The sequence below is a fragment of the Marinobacterium sp. xm-d-579 genome, assembly GCF_013282935.1.
GTDB lineage: Bacteria > Pseudomonadota > Gammaproteobacteria > Pseudomonadales > Balneatricaceae > Marinobacterium_E.
In genome coordinates, this window is the sequence record NZ_WBYP01000003.1 from 18,972 (window position 1) to 37,546 (window position 18,575).

At 48.2% G+C, this 18,575-nt stretch carries 20 protein-coding genes; 1 reads left to right on the forward strand and 19 read right to left on the reverse strand.

Features of this window, described 5'->3' with window-relative positions:
- Positions 1-84 precede the first annotated feature (84 nt).
- Positions 85-825 carry a TrmB family transcriptional regulator gene (locus XMD579_RS07250; protein WP_173482150.1) on the forward strand — a complete coding sequence of 247 codons (741 nt, stop codon included), beginning with the start codon at positions 85-87 and terminating at the stop codon, positions 823-825.
- Here XMD579_RS07250 and XMD579_RS07255 read toward each other — a convergent pair.
- The 19 genes from XMD579_RS07255 to XMD579_RS07345 form a co-directional block, all read right to left on the reverse strand.
- The gene (locus XMD579_RS07255) at positions 822-1,109 is read right to left on the reverse strand and encodes a TIGR03643 family protein (protein WP_173482151.1); all 288 of its coding nucleotides are present in this window, start codon (positions 1,107-1,109) and stop codon (positions 822-824) included. The two genes, XMD579_RS07250 and XMD579_RS07255, sit on opposite strands and share 4 nt — an antisense overlap.
- A gap of 289 nt (positions 1,110-1,398) precedes the next feature.
- Positions 1,399-1,824, reverse strand: a complete 426-nt coding sequence (locus XMD579_RS07260; RefSeq protein ID WP_173482152.1) for a F0F1 ATP synthase subunit epsilon — start codon at positions 1,822-1,824, stop codon at positions 1,399-1,401.
- A 32-nt stretch (positions 1,825-1,856) separates the two neighbouring features.
- Entirely contained in the window at positions 1,857-3,254 is a 1,398-nt protein-coding gene (atpD, locus tag XMD579_RS07265; protein ID WP_173482153.1) for a F0F1 ATP synthase subunit beta, read from the reverse strand.
- 37 nt (positions 3,255-3,291) lie between these two features.
- Positions 3,292-4,155, reverse strand: a complete 864-nt coding sequence (atpG, locus tag XMD579_RS07270; RefSeq protein WP_173482154.1) for a F0F1 ATP synthase subunit gamma — start codon at positions 4,153-4,155, stop codon at positions 3,292-3,294.
- Between the two features lie 75 nt (positions 4,156-4,230).
- The gene (gene atpA, locus XMD579_RS07275) at positions 4,231-5,775 is read right to left on the reverse strand and encodes a F0F1 ATP synthase subunit alpha (RefSeq protein ID WP_173482155.1); all 1,545 of its coding nucleotides are present in this window, start codon (positions 5,773-5,775) and stop codon (positions 4,231-4,233) included.
- Between the two features lie 15 nt (positions 5,776-5,790).
- Entirely contained in the window at positions 5,791-6,327 is a 537-nt protein-coding gene (locus tag XMD579_RS07280; protein WP_173482156.1) for a F0F1 ATP synthase subunit delta, read from the reverse strand.
- A 12-nt stretch (positions 6,328-6,339) separates the two neighbouring features.
- Positions 6,340-6,810, reverse strand: a complete 471-nt coding sequence (locus XMD579_RS07285) for a F0F1 ATP synthase subunit B (protein ID WP_173482157.1) — start codon at positions 6,808-6,810, stop codon at positions 6,340-6,342.
- A gap of 70 nt (positions 6,811-6,880) precedes the next feature.
- Positions 6,881-7,114, reverse strand: a complete 234-nt coding sequence (atpE, locus tag XMD579_RS07290) for a F0F1 ATP synthase subunit C (protein WP_169451839.1) — start codon at positions 7,112-7,114, stop codon at positions 6,881-6,883.
- Between the two features lie 61 nt (positions 7,115-7,175).
- Positions 7,176-7,997 (reverse strand): F0F1 ATP synthase subunit A, encoded by an 822-nt coding sequence (gene atpB, locus XMD579_RS07295; RefSeq protein ID WP_173482158.1) that lies wholly within the window; start codon positions 7,995-7,997, stop codon positions 7,176-7,178.
- Between the two features lie 25 nt (positions 7,998-8,022).
- Positions 8,023-8,424, reverse strand: a complete 402-nt coding sequence (locus XMD579_RS07300) for an ATP synthase subunit I (RefSeq protein WP_173482159.1) — start codon at positions 8,422-8,424, stop codon at positions 8,023-8,025.
- A 112-nt stretch (positions 8,425-8,536) separates the two neighbouring features.
- Positions 8,537-9,403: a ParB/RepB/Spo0J family partition protein gene (locus XMD579_RS07305; RefSeq protein WP_173494535.1), complete on the reverse strand. Its 867-nt coding sequence runs from the start codon at positions 9,401-9,403 to the stop codon at positions 8,537-8,539.
- A gap of 9 nt (positions 9,404-9,412) precedes the next feature.
- Positions 9,413-10,201, reverse strand: a complete 789-nt coding sequence (locus XMD579_RS07310) for a ParA family protein (protein WP_173489252.1) — start codon at positions 10,199-10,201, stop codon at positions 9,413-9,415.
- Position 10,202: 1 nt separating this feature from the next.
- Positions 10,203-10,829, reverse strand: a complete 627-nt coding sequence (gene rsmG / locus XMD579_RS07315) for a 16S rRNA (guanine(527)-N(7))-methyltransferase RsmG (RefSeq protein WP_173506149.1) — start codon at positions 10,827-10,829, stop codon at positions 10,203-10,205.
- Positions 10,829-12,718, reverse strand: coding sequence for a tRNA uridine-5-carboxymethylaminomethyl(34) synthesis enzyme MnmG (gene mnmG, locus XMD579_RS07320; RefSeq protein ID WP_173482163.1), 1,890 nt, complete (start codon positions 12,716-12,718; stop codon positions 10,829-10,831). Before mnmG ends, rsmG begins: the two co-directional genes overlap by 1 nt.
- A 500-nt stretch (positions 12,719-13,218) precedes the next feature.
- Positions 13,219-14,586 (reverse strand): tRNA uridine-5-carboxymethylaminomethyl(34) synthesis GTPase MnmE, encoded by a 1,368-nt coding sequence (mnmE, locus tag XMD579_RS07325; protein ID WP_173482164.1) that lies wholly within the window; start codon positions 14,584-14,586, stop codon positions 13,219-13,221.
- A 345-nt stretch (positions 14,587-14,931) separates the two neighbouring features.
- Complete coding sequence (gene yidC / locus XMD579_RS07330; protein ID WP_173494537.1) at positions 14,932-16,590, reverse strand: membrane protein insertase YidC; 1,659 nt, start codon at positions 16,588-16,590, stop codon at positions 14,932-14,934.
- Positions 16,591-16,596: 6 nt separating this feature from the next.
- The gene (gene rnpA, locus XMD579_RS07335; RefSeq protein WP_173482166.1) at positions 16,597-16,983 is read right to left on the reverse strand and encodes a ribonuclease P protein component; all 387 of its coding nucleotides are present in this window, start codon (positions 16,981-16,983) and stop codon (positions 16,597-16,599) included.
- 24 nt (positions 16,984-17,007) lie between these two features.
- The gene (rpmH, locus tag XMD579_RS07340; protein ID WP_173482167.1) at positions 17,008-17,142 is read right to left on the reverse strand and encodes a 50S ribosomal protein L34; all 135 of its coding nucleotides are present in this window, start codon (positions 17,140-17,142) and stop codon (positions 17,008-17,010) included.
- A gap of 169 nt (positions 17,143-17,311) precedes the next feature.
- Complete coding sequence (locus tag XMD579_RS07345; protein ID WP_173482168.1) at positions 17,312-18,388, reverse strand: TRAP transporter substrate-binding protein; 1,077 nt, start codon at positions 18,386-18,388, stop codon at positions 17,312-17,314.
- Between the last annotated feature and the right edge of the window lie 187 nt (positions 18,389-18,575).

Genomic DNA, 18,575 nt, shown 5'->3' on the forward strand with positions numbered 1-18,575 from the left:
AAAAACAAAATTTATCCACTTGACGATACTTTAACCTAAGTGCACACTGCTGCAAGGTTAAATGTCATAAAAAAATTGACAAATATGGATAATTCGCTGTTTTTAGAGATCGGTCTTAGCGACCGTGACGTCTCAATCTACAAGGCCCTGCTAGCGCTTGGCCCCAGTTCGATTCGTACCATTGCTGAGCGTGCAGGGGTCAATCGCGGCACAACCTATGAAGCACTGAAGCAGATGCAGGCGTTAGGTGTGGTCAGCTATCTGCCAAAAGGTAAGCGCCGCATCTTCACAGCACGTGAGCCTGAAGTGTTGGTAGAACTGGCTGAAGAACGCCGTAAACGCTTAGATCTCGCTGTTGAAGAGTTAAAGCGTCGTGTCATACCCGAGCTGCATCAACTCTCGCCTGATTTTAGCGCAGCCAATGTTCAGTGGTATGAGGGTGACGAGGGGATTGAGCAGGTACTCAGAGATATCCTTAACAGTGTTAGCTCAAACCCTGAACCGATCTACTCTGTCTTCTCATCAAAACCGATTCGAAAGCATCTCTACCGTCCCTTCCCGAACTTCACAGCACAGCGTGTTGCTCGAAAGATCAAGGTACGGGTTATCGCGATTGGGGATGGGGGTGAAAGTGCTGATCTATCAGAACGTAAATGGATCAAAACCGAGGGGCCAGTAGACGCCGCTTATATAGCGATCTATCCACCAAAAATTGCCATCATCTCTTTAGCGTCTGATAACTACCCAACTGCGGTGGTTATCGATTCAAGTGAAGTAGCGGCCGCGCAGAAGATCATATTTGATACACTCTGGCGCCTGCTTTAGCGCTTAGGCTTACTGACCATCTTGTACTGGCGAGAGCAGTAGCCGCGATCAATCCCCTCTGGACGCTTTTTAAGATGTTTAGTGTTGCGACCAGAGACCCGTTCACGCCACATACGAAACGAACTGGGCTTCATCTCACGCTGCATCAACTTGATCACTTGTGGCTCTGACAAGCTGTACAACCCCTCAATCGCTTCAAAGGGTGTGCGATCTTCCCAAGCCATCTCAATGACTCGCGAAATCGCCTCTTCTGACAGGCCGGCGTGTGCTAGCTTTTGTGACATCTAAACCTCTGAAAAATAAAGCAGATGTCGTTGTGTACGCCAGCGTATGTGTTTTAGTTCAGATGAGAGGTAGCTTATGAGTGCAGATGACAGGCTGAATGCCTGTCACTGTGTACTAAACCAGCTACGGAGTGACCGTGACAGGCTTTCAGCCTGTCATCGGCTTTGTCAGCGTCTACCAGAGACTGTAGCGTAACTCCTGAGTCGTGTCAGACTAAAGGTCAGACACGGTGCTTTTTCAAAGCACAAAAAAAGGCAGCCGAAGCTGCCTTTTTTGATCGTGTAGATCTTATTTGCCGAGTTTGCGGCGAATTGCATCGAGGGTACGAAGCTGTGCAGCTGCTTCAGCAAGCTGAGTCGCAGCACGTGAGTATTCGAACTCACCCTGCTTGTCAGCCATTGCTTGTTCAGCATGCTTCTGTGCTTCTACAGCGGTTGCTTCATCAAGGTCACCCGCACGAAGTGCAGTATCAGCCAACACAGTAATCTTGTGTGGTTGAACCTCTAGGAAGCCACCAGATACGTAGAAGATATCCTCTTCACCGCCCTGCTTGCGAAGCTCGACAGGGCCTGGTTTGATTTCCGACAAAAGCGGAGTGTGACCTGGGTAGATACCCAGCTCACCCAGGCTACCTCTCACAGAGACGAATTCGATAAGGCCAGAGAAGATCTCTTCCTCAGCACTTACGATGTCACAATGAACAGTCATAGCCATTTCAATTACCTCTTCAGGTTCCGCTTAAGGGATTACATGCCTTTGGCTTTTTCGACTGCTTCGTCGATGCCGCCAACCATGTAGAACGCCTGCTCTGGTAGAGAGTCGTATTCACCGTTCAGGATGCCTTTAAAGCCACTGATAGTGTCTTTAAGAGAGACATATTTACCTGGTGCACCAGTGAAGACTTCTGCTACGAAGAATGGCTGAGATAGGAAACGCTGGATCTTACGAGCGCGTGCTACCGTCTGCTTATCTTCTTCAGAAAGTTCGTCCATACCTAGGATCGCGATGATGTCTTTAAGCTCTTTGTAGCGCTGTAGGACACCCTGCACTTCACGTGCAGTCTCGTAGTGCTCAGAACCGATTACTAGCGGATCAAGCTGACGAGAAGTAGAGTCTAGTGGGTCTACCGCTGGGTAGATACCTAGCTCTGCGATCTGACGAGACAGTACGACTGTTGCGTCAAGGTGCGAGAAGGTTGTCGCTGGTGATGGGTCAGTCAAGTCATCCGCTGGTACGTATACCGCCTGGATAGAAGTGATCGAACCAGTCTTAGTCGACGTGATACGCTCCTGAAGTACACCCATCTCTTCTGCAAGAGTTGGCTGGTAACCTACCGCTGAAGGCATACGACCTAGCAGTGCTGATACCTCTGTACCCGCAAGTGTGTAACGGTAGATGTTGTCGACGAATAGAAGTACGTCACGACCTTCGTCACGGAACTTCTCAGCCATTGTAAGACCAGTCAACGCTACACGTAGACGGTTACCTGGTGGCTCGTTCATCTGACCGTAAACCATCGCTACTTTCGACTTGTCGAACTGCTCAACGTTTACTACGCCTGCTTCCTGCATTTCGTGGTAGAAGTCGTTACCCTCACGAGTACGCTCACCTACACCTGCGAATACAGATAGACCAGAGTGCTGAGTTGCGATGTTGTTGATCAACTCCATCATGTTTACGGTTTTACCTACGCCGGCACCACCGAACAGACCGATCTTACCACCCTTAGCGAAAGGACAAACAAGGTCGATTACCTTGATGCCTGTCTCAAGCAGTTCGTTAGTCGCTGCTTGGTCTGCGTAAGAAGGTGCTTTACGGTGAATTGGGTAACGCTCCTCTTCACCGATCGGGCCACACTCATCGATTGGGTTACCTAGTACGTCCATGATACGACCTAGGGTCGCTGTACCTACAGGTACAGATACTGGAGCACCAGTGTTTACAACGTCCAGACCACGGCTTGCACCTTCAGTCTGACCCATTGCGATAGTACGTACGACACCGTCACCCAGCTGTTGCTGAACTTCTAGTGTCAGGTTGGTTTTAGTGACGTTTAGTGCGTCATAAACCTTCGGTACATCTTCACGTGGGAATTCCACGTCAACGACTGCACCGATAATCTGAACAATACGTCCGCTACTCATGTTCGGATCCTCTTAACTTATTAGCCTGTTAACTGCTTTAAACAGCAGCAGCACCACTTACGATTTCAGAAATTTCCTGTGTAATCGCTGCCTGACGCGCTTTGTTGTAGATCAACTGAAGCTCGTCGATTAGGTTGCCGGCGTTGTCGGTTGCATTCTTCATTGCCAACATACGCGCTGCCTGTTCACAGGCGTTATTCTCAACAACTGCTTGGTACACCATTGATTCAACGTAACGAGTCAAAAGACCTGTTAGTAGATCACGAGCATCTGGCTCGTAGATGTAATCCCAGTGGTGGTTGAGAGTGTCGTCGTCTTCTTCAGCCTGAAGGGGCAGAAGCTGTTCAATAGTCGGCTTTTGCGTCATGGTGTTAACGAACTCGTTCGATACCACGTATAGACGGTCAAGTTTGCCTTCGTTGAAGCTATCAAGCATCACTTTTACTGAACCGATTAGCGCTTCCAACTCTGGTGCATCGCCTAGGCCGCTTGTTGCTGCCTTAACGTTACCGCCGTAGTTACGGAAGAAGCTAACTGCTTTACCACCAATTGCACAGAAATCGATCTCGACATTCTGTGAATTGAACTCCTTCATTTTGCCAATAGCAGCCTTGAACAAGTTAACGTTCAGGCCACCACAGAGTCCGCGATCAGAACCGACAACAATGAAACCTACTCGTTTCAGGTCGTTGTTCTGCATGTAAAGGTGTTTGTATTCAGGGTTAGCTTTCGCTAAGTGCTGAATCACACCACGGATACTGCGTGCGTATGGACGAGAAGACTCCATGCGATCTTGGGCACGGCGCATCTTAGATGCAGCAACCATTTCCATGGCGCTGGTAATCTTACGTGTGCTACCGATACTCGCGATCTGCGTCTTAATCTCTTTTCCGACTGCCATAAATCCGCCTCTATTCCTTGACTTAGTATCGGCTGAACAGAGTCTGTTCAGCCGTTCTGCTCATAACTCGAGCGCTTACCAAGTCTGGGTAGATTTGAACTTCTCGATGCCAGCTTTGAATCCAGCAGCGATTTCGTCATTGTAATCGCCTGATTCATTCACTTTAGCCATCAGGTCAGCATGCTCCGAGTTGAAGTATGCAACCAATGCAGCTTCGAATGCACCGATTTTGTTCAATTCTACGTCGCTCAGGAAGCCTTCGTTCGCAGCGTACAAGCTCAAGCCCATCTCAGCGACAGACATTGGAGAGTACTGCTTCTGCTTCATCAGTTCTGTAACGCGCTGACCGTGCTCTAGTTGTGCACGAGTCGCTTCGTCAAGGTCTGAAGCAAACTGCGAGAACGCTGCCAATTCACGGTACTGTGCAAGTGCTAGACGTACACCGCCACCCAATTTCTTGATGACTTTAGTCTGAGCCGCACCACCTACACGTGATACTGACAGACCTGCGTTGATCGCAGGACGAATACCTGAGTTAAACATACCAGTTTCAAGGAAGATCTGACCGTCTGTGATCGAGATAACGTTGGTTGGTACGAACGCCGAAACGTCGCCACCCTGAGTCTCGATTACAGGTAGAGCAGTCAATGAACCTGTTTGTCCTTTAACTTCACCTTTAGTGAACTCTTCTACGTAGTCAGCGTTAACACGCGCTGCACGCTCTAGTAGGCGTGAGTGTAGGTAGAATACGTCACCTGGGTATGCTTCACGACCTGGTGGACGACGAAGAAGAAGTGAAATCTGACGGTAAGCCCAAGCTTGTTTAGTTAGGTCATCGTAGATAATCAGTGCGTCTTCACCGCGGTCACGGAAGTACTCACCCATTGCACAGCCTGCGTATGGAGCTAGGAACTGCATTGCTGCAGGATCTGCTGCACCCGCTGCTACAACGATCGTGTGATCCATTGCGCCGTGCTCTTCAAGCTTACGTACTACGTTAGCGATAGTAGACTGTTTCTGGCCCACTGCTACGTAGATACATTTGATACCAGTACCTTTCTGGTTGATGATCGCGTCGATCGCAATTGCCGACTTACCGATCTGACGGTCACCGATGATCAACTCACGCTGACCACGGCCGATTGGTACCATTGCATCGATCGCTTTCAGACCAGTCTGAACTGGCTGGTCAACAGACTGACGAGCGATAACGCCTGGCGCTACCTTCTCTACTGCGTCTGTGATTTTTGCGTCGATAGCACCTTTACCGTCGATTGGGTTACCTAGTGCGTCTACAACGCGACCAAGTAGCTCAGGACCTACTGGTACTTCAAGGATACGGCCAGTACATTTAGCCGTCATGCCTTCTTTAAGACCTTGGTAATCACCAAGAACTACGGCACCGACAGAGTCACGCTCAAGGTTAAGCGCCATACCGTAGACGCCACCAGGGAACTCGATCATTTCGCCGTACATTACGTCAGCTAGACCGTGGATCAGGATGATACCATCGGATACGCTAACGATTGTGCCCTCGTTACGGGCTTCTGAAGACACATCAAGTGACTCGATGCGCTTCTTGAGAATCTCGCTGATCTCAGATGGATTCAGTTGCTGCATTTCTATTCCTCATTCTCAGGAATTCATCGCTTCGGCCAGTTTCGCAAGTCGAGCACGAACCGAACCGTCGATCACAAGGTCGTCTGTACGAACAATTACACCGCCTAGGATAGACTTGTCTACCTGTGCAGTGACTGCTACTTCACGACCCAACTTGGTGCTAAGCGCCTTAGCCAATTTCTGCTGCTGTTCATCAGCAAGATCGAAGGCAGTTGTCAGATCCACTTCAATTGAAGCTTCCTGAGCTGACTTCAGCTTTTTGAACTGTGCAGCGATCTCTGGCAACAGAGCCAAGCGCTGATTTTCTGCCAATAGAGCCATAAAGTTTTGGCCCGCTTGGTCGATGTCGCCTTCTAAAAGGCCATTCAGCGTCCCAGCTTTCTGCTCAGACGTTAGGGCTGGGTTTGCCAGCACCTGGGCTACTGTCGCATCCGCTACACAAGAGGCAGCGATTGACAGCATGTTAGCCCACTGATCGAGGCTGCCCTTGCTAGCTGCATATTCAAATGCAGCTTTTGTGTAGGGCCGAGCGACTGTATTGAGTTCAGCCATCGTAAACCTCGCTTAAAGCTCCGCAGCTAGTTTTTCAACTAACTGTGCGTGTGCTTTCTCGTCAACAGAGGCTTCCAGAATTTTTTCAGCGCCAGCTAGTGCTAGTGCTGCAACCTGTGCACGAAGAGCTTCCTTCGCTTGGTTGATCTCTTGTTCGATTTCCGCTTCAGCAGCAGCTTTAACGCGATTAGCTTCTTCGCGCGCTTGCTCTTTAGCTTCGTCAACAATCTGGTTAGCCCGCTTGTTGGCCTGTTCAATGATGGCAGCTGCTTGCTCTTTAGATTCGCGCAGATTATCTGTCGCTTTCTCTTGAGCTAGCTTCAGATCGCGCTCAGCGCGTTCTGCCGCATCAAGACCATCTGCAATCTTCTTCTTACGCTCAGCCAGTGCACTTGTTAGTGGTGGCCATACGTATTTCATACAAAATACGACGAAGATGAAGAACGCGATAGCCTGACCAATGATGGTGAGATTGATATTCACGCCATTATCCTCGCGGTTGTCTGATTAAAAGTAGTGAAACCCATGGGGTATCTAGTTAAAAAACTACTTGTTAGCCAGCAACAGCGAACAGTACGTATAGACCAAGACCAACACCGATCATAGGAACAGCGTCGACAAGACCCATTACGATGAAGAACTGAGTACGTAGTAGTGGGATCAGTTCTGGCTGACGAGCAGCACCTTCAAGGAATTTGCCACCTAGAACGCCGATACCGACCGCAGCGCCTACAGCGCCTAGACCCATCATCAGTGCACCAGCAATGTACAGCAATGCCATTTCCATCGTTTTTCTCCGATTTAGTTAATTTAAGGTTATTACAGTTAGTAAACTCTTGTTATTCCGCTTAGTGATCTTCGTGGGCCATCGCCAAGTAGACGATTGTTAGGACCATGAAGATAAACGCCTGAAGCGTAATAACTAGAATGTGGAAAATTGCCCATGGAACCGACAGGATCCATTGAGCCCAGAACGGCAGCAGTGCAATCAGGATGAAGATCATCTCACCTGCGTACATGTTACCGAAAAGACGTAGTGCTAATGATACTGGCTTAGCCAGTAGACCAACCACTTCTAGGAAGAGGTTGAATGGCAGCAACCATTTGCCTAAAGGCTGGAAGCTAAGCTCTGCTAGGAACCCGCCAAGACCTTTCTGCTTGATGCTGTAGTAAAGAATAAGTGCAAAGACGCTCAACGCCATACCCGCGGTCGCGTTTACGTCAGTCGTTGGAACCACTTTCATGAAGTGGATACCCATCTCTGCTGCTAGGAATGGAATCCAGTCAACGGGAACCAAGTCCATGGTGTTCATTAGGAAGATCCATACAAAGATGGTCAACGCCAATGGAGCGATGAGTGCATTTTTGTAGTGGAAGATACTCTTCACGTTGTCATCGATGAACTCGATGATGGTTTCTACAAAGTTTTGAGCGCCGCCAGGTACATCACTTGTCGCACTTTTAGCCACCTTACGGAAGAACCACACGAACGCTAGACCAAGAGCAATCGACCAGAACATTGTGTCTACGTTGATCGCCCAGAAGCCCATCTCAGCAGCTTCTTGCGCACTGTGCGCAAAGCCAAGACCGTTAACAGGGTGGTTACCAAAGGTAAGGTTGGTTAAGTGGTGAGCAATATACTCTGAGGAGGTAACTGTTCCAGATGCCATTCTCAGTTTCTCTCTTTATCGAAGGTTAAGAATCCGTTTTAACGCCGAACTGCATGATCAGATTACTGACCTGAAGCAGAATCAACATCGCAAATAAGGAAAAAACACTGATGGGTTTTACCAGCACAAACGCCAGTGAAAAACTGATGGCCATCAATGCCATTTTCCATATTTGACTCGCATACAACTCTGCGAGTGTCCCTTGTGCAGACCCCTGTGTCTGCTTGTTAAAGTGCTTGTTTGCGAAATAGGCGTTGGGAATCAAGTAGATTAAACCACCTATAAGCATTGAGTACGCTGCTACAAAATCGATAAAAACAGCGACTGCACTTAGCACTAACAGGATGCCTGACTGATATTTCAAAACGGTGAAATATCGAGCTTTCGCCCTATCAGAACGCTTACCAATGAGGTTTGGATTCATCATCTTTGCCCAAAAGTAGTGCGTTTATCCCAGCTAATGCGGGCGCAATTGTAGGTGAAAAGGGAATAAGCATCAAGCACAGAGTAGTCTAACTATGACTAAGGTCTTGTTCGGGTTAATCGCGAAGTTGTTTAACGATCGCTTTGAGTTCTTTAGCATCATTGTAGCTGATCACAATCTTACCCTGACCCTTTGCGTTTTCGCTCAGTGTCACTTTGGTAGATAGCAGTCGAGTCAGATCTTCAACGATACGCTCATGCTTGCTGGTAAGCTCTGGCTTCGCTTTAGGCTCCGTTGGATTTTGCAAAGTGCGCACCAACAACTCAGTTTGACGAACCGATAAGCCTTTAGCCACAACCTCTCGACCGGCATCGATCTGTAACGCTTCTGTGAGAGGCAGTAACGCACGCGCATGACCCATCTCAAGGTCTCCATGCTCCAACATACGTTTGACTTCGTCGGTCAGGTTAAGAAGACGCAGAAGGTTGGCAACGGCGGTACGCGATTTACCAACGGCATCAGCCACTTCTTGCTGTGACAGTTCAAACTCCTGCTGAAGGCGCTGCAAGGCTATGGCCTCTTCGATCGGGTTTAGGTTTTCACGTTGAATGTTTTCGATGAGTGCCATCGCAATGGCCGCTTCATCAGGAACATCTCGAATGACAACAGGCACACGCTCCAAACCAGCCATCTGGGCTGCACGCCAGCGACGCTCACCCGCGATGATTTCAAAATTATCACCACCGATGGGACGCACCACAATCGGCTGCATAATGCCTTGCGCTTTAATCGAAGCGGCTAGCTCTTCAAGCGCTTGAGGCTCCATATCACGGCGGGGTTGGTAACGACCACGACTTAGGCGCTCAACCGCCAGTTCAGTGAGTTGCGTAGAGTCACTCGATTGGTCGTTCGCGACAGTCGGTGCAGAACCGGAAAGTAGGGCGTCTAAACCACGACCCAATCCACGACGTTTTGTGCTCATTTCAACTCCTTAAGAAACCGCTTGGGCTTGCTCTTTGTCGGTACGACGAACCAGTTCACCCGCCAGTGCTAGGTAAGCAATCGCACCTCGAGAATTTTTATCGTACATGATCGCCGGAAGACCGTGGCTGGGGGCCTCTGCTAAACGGACATTACGTGGAATAACCGTACGGTAAACCTGATCACCAAAGTACTCTAAGAGGTGATCAGAGACATCCTTGGTCAAACTCATGCGTGGATCGAACATGGTGCGTAAAATACCCTCAATCTTCAGTCGAGGGTTTAGACGTTCATGGATCTTATCGATGGTGCCCACCAGTGCACTGATCCCTTCGAGAGCATAGTATTCACACTGCATAGGGATAATAACCCCGTCAGAGCTAGCCAGTGCATTCACCGTTAGCAAACTCAGCGAAGGTGGGTTATCGATCAGAATGAAATCGTATTGGTCAGCCACAGCATCGAGCGCCATCTTCAGACGAAACTCTCTACGTGTCATCTGCAGAAGTTCAACTTCTGCCGCCGTTAGGTCGCCATTGGCCCCTAAAACATCGTAGCCTACTTCTAAATTGGTGATGATCGACTCTTTGGCGCTCGCTTGATCGGTTAATAGCTCATAGACCGAGAGTGTAAGATCATGCTTATCAACACCAGAGCCCATGGTCGCATTACCCTGAGGATCTAGATCGATAAGCAGAACGCGCTTGTGCATAGCAGCCAGTGATGCCGCTAAGTTCACGCTGGTGGTGGTTTTACCAACCCCACCTTTCTGATTGGTGACCGTTAAAATCTTGGCCAACTTACACTCTCCCAATTTTCAACAGGTGTCGCTCTTCATCAAGACCGGGCACTTGAAGGGGGTAACTCTCGATTAAATGGTACTGATTTGGCAGATCTGCCAACTCTTGATCAGGATAACGGCCCTTCATCGCAAGAAACAGACCCTGATCCGCTAATAGCTCAGCACTTAACGTTACCATATCTTTGATAGAAGCAAAGGCCCTAGAGGTAACTTGTTGGAACGTACGTCCCGCAAACGCCTCAACCCGACCATGAACCACCTCTAAATTCGATAGATTCAACTCAACTTTTACCTGATGCTGAAACCGAGTTTTTTTACCGTTGCTGTCCAGAGTAACAACTGGCATATCAGGATTAAGAATGGCCATAGGAATTCCAGGTAACCCAGCACCACTACCGACGTCGATAAGGTCGGTTTTTTCTACGTAGGGCGCAATCGCGACACTGTCCAAAATATGTTTTATCAGCATCTGTTTTGGATCGCGTATCGCCGTCAGATTGTAGGTTTTGTTCCATTTCTGTAACAACGCTAAGTAGGCCAACAGCTGCTCAACCTGTAATTCAGATACAGACAGGTTTAACCGACTTAGACCTGACTCTAAATCGTTTTTTGGATTGTAATCCATTAACTGGCCGCCTTAGCTTGAAGCTGAAGTTTCTTCAAATGAACCAATAACAGCGAGATAGCCGCTGGCGTCATGCCCTGAATCCTTGAAGCCTGAGCAATAGTCACCGGGCGGACATGCTCTAGCTTAGATTTTAATTCGTTTGAGAGACCACCAACGGCATCATAATCGAAGTCCTCAGGCAAAGAGGTATTCTCTTGACGACGCATCTGATCAATCTCTTGCTTCTGACGATCAATATAACCGGCGTACTTGATCGAGATCTCAATCTGCTCTTCAGCCGCCGCCTCAATCTCAACCTCAGAAGGTTTAATGGATTTGATATCGGCATAGCTAAGTTCAGGACGCTTTACCAGATCAGCAAGGTTGTACTCACGTGCCAACGGTGAACTCAGCTTGGGTTCCAATGCAGCCGCTTCTGCTGACTTTGGTTGAATCCAAGTCGATGAGAGCCGTGCCATTTCACAATCAATCTGATCGCGTTTAGTCGAGAAGGCGGTCCAGCGATCATCACCAACGACACCCAGTTTGCGACCTATCTCGGTCAAACGAATATCCGCGTTATCTTCGCGCAACACCAAACGGTATTCAGCACGGGAGGTGAACATACGGTAAGGCTCTGATGTGCCGTGCGTAATCAAATCATCAACCAAGACACCGATGTAGGCTTCGTCACGACGCGGATACCACTGATCCTGATCCAGTGCACGAGCAGCGGCATTCATACCGGCCAACAACCCTTGTGCGCCCGCCTCTTCGTAGCCTGTTGTGCCATTGATTTGACCGGCAAAGTAGAGACCAGAGATCACTTTGGTCTCAAGTGTGTGTTTCAAATCCTGAGGATTGAAATAATCGTATTCGATGGCATAACCCGGACGTGTGATATGAGCGTTTTCAAAACCGCGCATTGAACGGATGACCTCAAGCTGCACATCAAATGGCAAACTGGTTGAGACACCATTTGGGTAGAGCTCGTGCGTGGTTAACCCTTCCGGCTCAACGAAAACCTGGTGGGAGTCTTTGTCCGCAAAGCGGTGAATCTTATCTTCAATGGAAGGGCAGTAACGCGGTCCTATCCCTTCAATAATCCCAGAGTACATCGGCGAGCGATCAAGGTTATTTCGAATAATCTCGTGTGTCCGCTCATTGGTATGCGTGATGTAACAACTGATCTGTTCTGGTTGGTCACTCGCCTGGCCCATAAACGACATGATAGGCGTTGGTGTATCACCAGGTTGTTCTTGCATCACTGAGAAATCGACACTGCGTGCGTCAATTCGTGGCGGTGTACCCGTTTTGAGACGGTCAACGCGAAGAGGATACTCACGTAAACGCTCTGCGAGTCGTAATGAAGGCGGATCACCGGCACGACCACCCTGATAATTTTGCATACCAATGTGAATCAAACCGCCAAGGAAGGTACCTGCTGTTAAGACAACGCTGTTTGCAAAGAAACGAATGCCAGCTTGGGTCACAGCACCGCGAACTTCATCATTTTCTACGATGAGATCATCGACCGCCTGCTGAAAGATATCGAGGTTAGGTTGGTTTTCAAGAATAGAACGGATGGCTGCTTTGTAAAGAATACGATCCGCTTGTGCACGTGTGGCACGCACAGCGGGACCTTTGCGTGCATTAAGCGTTCTAAACTGAATACCGCCCTTATCGGTAGCACGAGCCATCGCACCATCCAGTGCATCAATCTCTTTAACAAGATGACTCTTACCAATACCACCGATGGCCGGGTTACATGACATTTGACCCAGTGTCTCAATATTGTGAGTCAATAGCAGGGTTTTAGCCCCTTTACGTGCTGATGCTAATGCCGCTTCAGTGCCAGCGTGACCGCCACCAATAATCAACACGTCATAACGATCTGGATAATCCACTCTCTACCTCTTAGCTGCCTTTTCAAACCTAGACAGAAATATGGCGCGGATTATACCTAGGGATTGCCATTGAAGAAATGGTTAAAAAATAGCCAACCTGCTGTTTGTAGAGTGAGAGTAGATAAATAAAAAATAAAATAAATATATAAAGAGAGTTTATTATTTTTAATATTATTTAAGTAGGCTGATTTCTGTTATTAACTGATTAAAAATCAATAAAAACAGTAGTTTGTAGAAATTATAACCCGCTTATAAAGCGCGAATAGCTTGAACATTTGTTGTGTGTGGGTTGTGTATAAGTAGGCTAGTTATACACAATTTATTTTATTCACAGTTTAATCGTCCAATTACTCGGGGTTAGTCTGACAGTTTTTCCACAATCGAAGAATTATTACCGCGTTTTGTGAGCTATTCTTTGGATAACTATTGAATATATCCACAACAGATGCTCAGCATTCGCCTTTTATCTGTGAGTAACTCTATTTTTGGATTGTGGAAAACTATTTACCGATACAGAAAGAGCCGAAAATCTTTCCAAGCAGGTCATCCGCTGAAACTTTACCGGTTATTTCACCTAACACCTGCTGTGTCTGCCTCAGATCTTCCGCCAGAAGTTCACCAGCACCTTGGGTATCTAACTGCCAAAGACCGGTGTTTAATAGCTCCTGTGCCTGTTCTAGAGCCTCCATATGGCGTCTACGCGCCATAAAAGCGCCTTCAGCATTGCCTTGATAGCCCATAATGGACTTTAGATGCTCCCGAAGCAGATCAATGCCTTGCTCATCTTTGGCTGAGAGTCTAATCAGTGTGTTTTCACCCTGTTGTTCAAGACTAGTACTCTCGTCTGTTAGGTCGATTTTATTGCGAACTAAGGTGACATGGCTCAGATCACCGTTGAGTTTTTCGACCATCTCAGGCCACAGCGTTTGTGGATCCGTTGTCTCTGAGTGGCTAGCATCCACGAGCATTAAGATACGATCAGCCGTTTTGATCTCCTGCCAAGCGCGATCAATACCGATCTGTTCGACTCGATCAGGTGCATCACGTAAGCCAGCGGTGTCGATAATGTGCAGTGGCATGCCATCAATGTGTATCTGCTCTCTCAAGACATCTCGTGTTGTCCCCTCAATGTCGGTGACAATTGCTGAATCACGCCCCGATAGCGCATTGAGCAGACTCGATTTTCCGGCATTAGGACGGCCAGCAATCACGACAGTCATACCCTCTCTCATTAAACTGCCTTGCTGCGCTTGGCTCTGAACCTGATTGAGTTGCTCAATAATGTTGACCAGATCACCACGCACTTTGCCGTCGCTTAAAAAGTCGATCTCTTCATCAGGGAAGTCGATGGCTGCTTCTACATAGATGCGCAGGTTGGTTAGCTGATCGACCAATTGATCAACTTCACGCGAAAAAGCGCCTTGCAGTGATTTTAACGCACAGCGAGCTGCCTGTTCTGAAGAGCTTTCAATCAGATCAGCAATGGCTTCAGCTTGAGTGAGATCGAGCTTATCGTTTAAAAATGCTCGTTCTGAGAATTCACCTGGTCTAGCCATGCGAGCACCTAGCTCAATGGCGCGGCGAATGATGAGATCGATGACAACGGGACCACCATGACATTGAAGTTCGGCAACATCTTCACCGGTGAAGCTATTGGGTCCAGGAAAAAGCAGGGCGATGCCTTCGTCGATCTGTTGATCAGTTTCATGAAAAGGGGTGTAGTGAGCGTAACGGGGTTTGGCTTTAAACCCGATAAATGCCTCTAAAATTTCAGCAGACTTAGGCCCTGAAAGACGAACAATCCCGACGCCCCCTTGGCCAGTGGCGGTTGCTTGTGCAACGATCGTATCTTTACTGCTGCTGATCATCTGAAGTCTTTCTCCAATCAATAAAAAGGGCTCCGAAGAGCCCTAGGGAACCTGCGAACAAGTCCCACACGCCTCTGGCTGACAAGGCAATTCGAGATTGAGGCAGCGATTACAGGCGGGCTGGTTGCCCGGCGAAAATCGCTAACGAAAAGATTGACTTGCCCTGTCAGCCCCAAGGGGCTGGGCCTGAAACAGCCAAGAGCTTTGTCAGACAACTTGAAAAGGACTAGTCATTCCCTACGTTGTCTTTCGCGCTCTAGGCTGTTTCAGACTCCCGCAGAGGCGATGCGGGTCTTATTCGCAGGTCCCCTAGTGTGTCGCGTGGGGATTTAAGCTGCAAGTTGCTTATTTAGAATCACCCGCTTCGATCTGTTTGTTGATTACATACTGCTGTGCAATTGATAGGACGTTGTTCACCAACCAGTATAGAACCAGACCCGCTGGGAACCATAGGAAGAAGAAGGTGAAGACGATTGGAAGCATCTTCATGATCTTCGCCTGCATTGGATCTGGAGGCGTTGGGTTCAGCAGCTGCTGAATGAACATGGTCGCACCCATCAAGATAGGCATGATGAAGTAAGGGTCCATCTGCGACAGGTCTTGGATGTAACCAATGAACGGCGCGTGACGGATTTCAACCGCTTCCATCAATACCCAGTAAAGTGCGATGAAGATCGGCATCTGAGCAACGATAGGAAGACAGCCACCGAGAGGGTTGATCTTCTCTTTCGAGTAGAGCTTCATCATCTCCTGAGACATCTTCTGACGATCATCACCGTAGAGCTCTTTAAGACGAGCCATCTCTGGACCGAACTTGCGCATTTTTGCCATCGATTTGAACGCTTTAGCATTCAAGTGGAATAGGGCAGCTTTCACCAAAATCGTGACACAGATGATGGCAAGACCGTAGTTACCAACGATCGAGTAGAGCCACTTAAGAACCATGTAGATCGGTGAAGCGATGAAGAAGAGAATACCGAAGTCAATCGTAAGATCTAGGTTCGGAGCGATCTTCTCCAGCTGATCAGTATCTTTAGGACCCGCATACAGCGTTGCCGAGATCTGGCCTGTCTGACCTGGAGCAACAACAGCAGAGGGTGCTAAGAATCCAGCAATGTAGTTACCGTTAAGCTGACGGGCCTGGTAGGTGTACTCCTGACCTGGATTAGGGATCCAAGCACTCATGAAGTAGTGCTGAATCATTGCAACCCAACCGTCTTGGCTCTTCTCGCTGTAACGGCCGTCGTCGATATCATCGAAGCTGACTTTGTTGTAGTTGTTCTCTTGAGTTGAGAACACAGGGCCTAGGTAAGACTGCATACCCATATCGGTTGTTTCTGAAGGATCAGCACTGCGATCACGCTTAAGTTGACCGAACAGAGTCGCTTGCCAGTTTGAGTCACTGTTGTTGGCAATCAGGTAGTCCATCGCAATGGCGTTGCTACCGCGTGTGAAGGTGAATCGCTTAGTAATGGCTACGCCGTTATCGACTAGGTTCAGATCTACAGCCAGTGTATCGGCACTGCCCATGTCGTAACTAGCTTCAGCAACTGAGTAGAGTGGACGACCCTCTTTAGACGCATCTGGGCCATTAGGACCGACTAAACCTGATTGGGCTACGTAGGTACGGTTAGCGTTCTGCTCAAGCAGAACCAATGGATCTTCGCCTTCCAACGTCGCTTTATGATCGAGCAGTTTGACTTCAATGATGTCACCGCCACGTGGATCGATCAGAATGCCGAACTTATCAGTGGTTACACTGACCAGATCACCTGTTGCTGCAGCCAGTGTGGACGTTGCTGCACCTGCGGTTGGTAGATCAGCTTCAGCTGCTGGCGCTGCGCTTGGCAGGTCGTTACCTGCGGCTGGCTGGTACGCTGAAACTGATTCAGTTTGAGTTTGTTGTGCTGCGACGGGAGTGTTGTAATCAGCATTCCACTGGAGAACCAGCATGTATGAGATTAGACCGAGTGCGCCGAGTAGAATGACTCGCTGTATATCCATGGCGAATTAACCATTACCTTTATTTGAGGTTTGGGCTTTTAAAGCCTGCTTGTTTAAACGTTTCCAACTTTTCGCTATGAGCGCATGTAATTGCTCGTTTTCCAGCTCATCAATACCACGTCGAGATAAAACAACAATGTCGACATTAGGGAGCTGATGCTGGTTAAAACGAAAAGACTCGCGAATGATACGACGAACGCGGTTTCGATTCACGGCTCTGCGAATATTTTTTTTGGAAAAAACGAATCCGATGCGGGGATGATCAGATTGGGAGTGGCGGGCAAGAATCAGTAGATGAGTATCACTGACCTTAAAATCGGCTTTGTCGAATACCCTTTTGAAATCACCGCCAGTTAAAAGTCTTAACTGGCGAGGGTATTCGAACTCAGCCATTTGGCATTCAGCAAGTCCGCTTAATTATGCAGACAAGCTAGCGCGGCCGCGTGAACGACGACGAGCAAGCACTTTACGACCGTTTTTAGTAGCCATACGAGCACGGAAACCGTGGTTGCGCTTACGCTTTAGTACGCTTGGTTGAAATGTTCTTTTCATTGCCTTGTCCTATTACAAGTCATTTATACGTCACAGATGTTGTATGGACATCTGCCTAAAAATCGAGACGCAAAATTCTATAGAAATCGCTAAGCAGTTGCAAACCTTTTGTTTGCTATCCATAAAAAAACCAGCCCGAGAGCTGGTTTTTTATCAGCTAAACGAGCTATTAGCGCATTTTACGCTGCATGTAGCCGTCTAGAGGACCTTCTGAAACAGACATCCACTGGTTCTGGTCTTTCTGGAACGCAGCCATGCTGTCGTAGATGCGTTTGAAGTCTGGGTGTTCAGCAGAAAGCTCTTTGTAAGTTTCCTGTGCAGCTTCCCAAGCAGCATCCATTACGTCTTTCGGGAAGACCTTCATCTTAGTACCACCCGCTAGGATAGTCTTAAGTGCTTCTGGGTTCTTCGCATCGTAGAAGGCAGTTGTCTTAACGTTTGCACGCTCAGCTGCTGCTGCAACAATGTTCTGGTACTCAACTGGTAGAGCGTCGAACTTCTCTTTGTTGATGTAGACAGAAAGGTTTGGAGCCGCTTCCCACCAACCTGGAGTGTAGTAGTACTTAGCAACCTTGTTGAAGCCCATCTTCATGTCATCGAATGGACCAACCCATTCAGCTGCATCGATAGTGCCTTTCTCTAGTGATGGGAAGATATCGCCACCCGGGATAGACTGAGGCACAACGCCTAGCTTCTCGATGATCTTACCGCCCATACCACCGATACGCATCTTCAGACCCTGAAGATCGTCTAGTGATTTAACTTCTTTGTTGTACCAACCACCCATCTGTACACCCGTGTTACCTGATGGGAATGGAACGATGTTCGATTTAGCGAAAAGCTCTTTGATCATTTCGCCGCCACCACCGAAGTTGTACCAAGCTTGGAACTGACGGTAGTTAAGGCCGAAAGGAACGGTTGTATCTAGAGCGAATGCTGGGTTTTTACCGAAGTAGTAGTATGACGCTGTGTGACCTGCTTCGATCGTACCGTCTGATACTGCGTCAAAGATCTGCATAGTGCCTACGATTTCGCCCGCAGGGAATACACGAATCTTGAATTTACCGTTGGTCATCTTCTCTACTTCTTCAGCGAAGTAGACACCGCCCATGTAGAAGCCGATACCTGGAGGTACAGCCGACTGTAGGCGCCAGTTAAGTTCTGGAAGCTCAGCAGCTGAAGCTGCAGTTGCTGCTGAAACGGCTGCTGCTAGTACAGCACCTTTAAACAGATCTCTACGTTTCATGATATTTCCTTGTGTTTGCCTTTTCGGCGTTTATTGTTAGTTAGGACACAGCTAATACTAGCTATAACCAGCCACCATGCAAGAGTATTAATTATTTGCCTGAATCAACCTGCTACTTTGGTCTAACTAATCAGGTGATCTGGTAGGACCAGTTAACCCTTAAATTTCTCTTTGATGGCTCAAACAT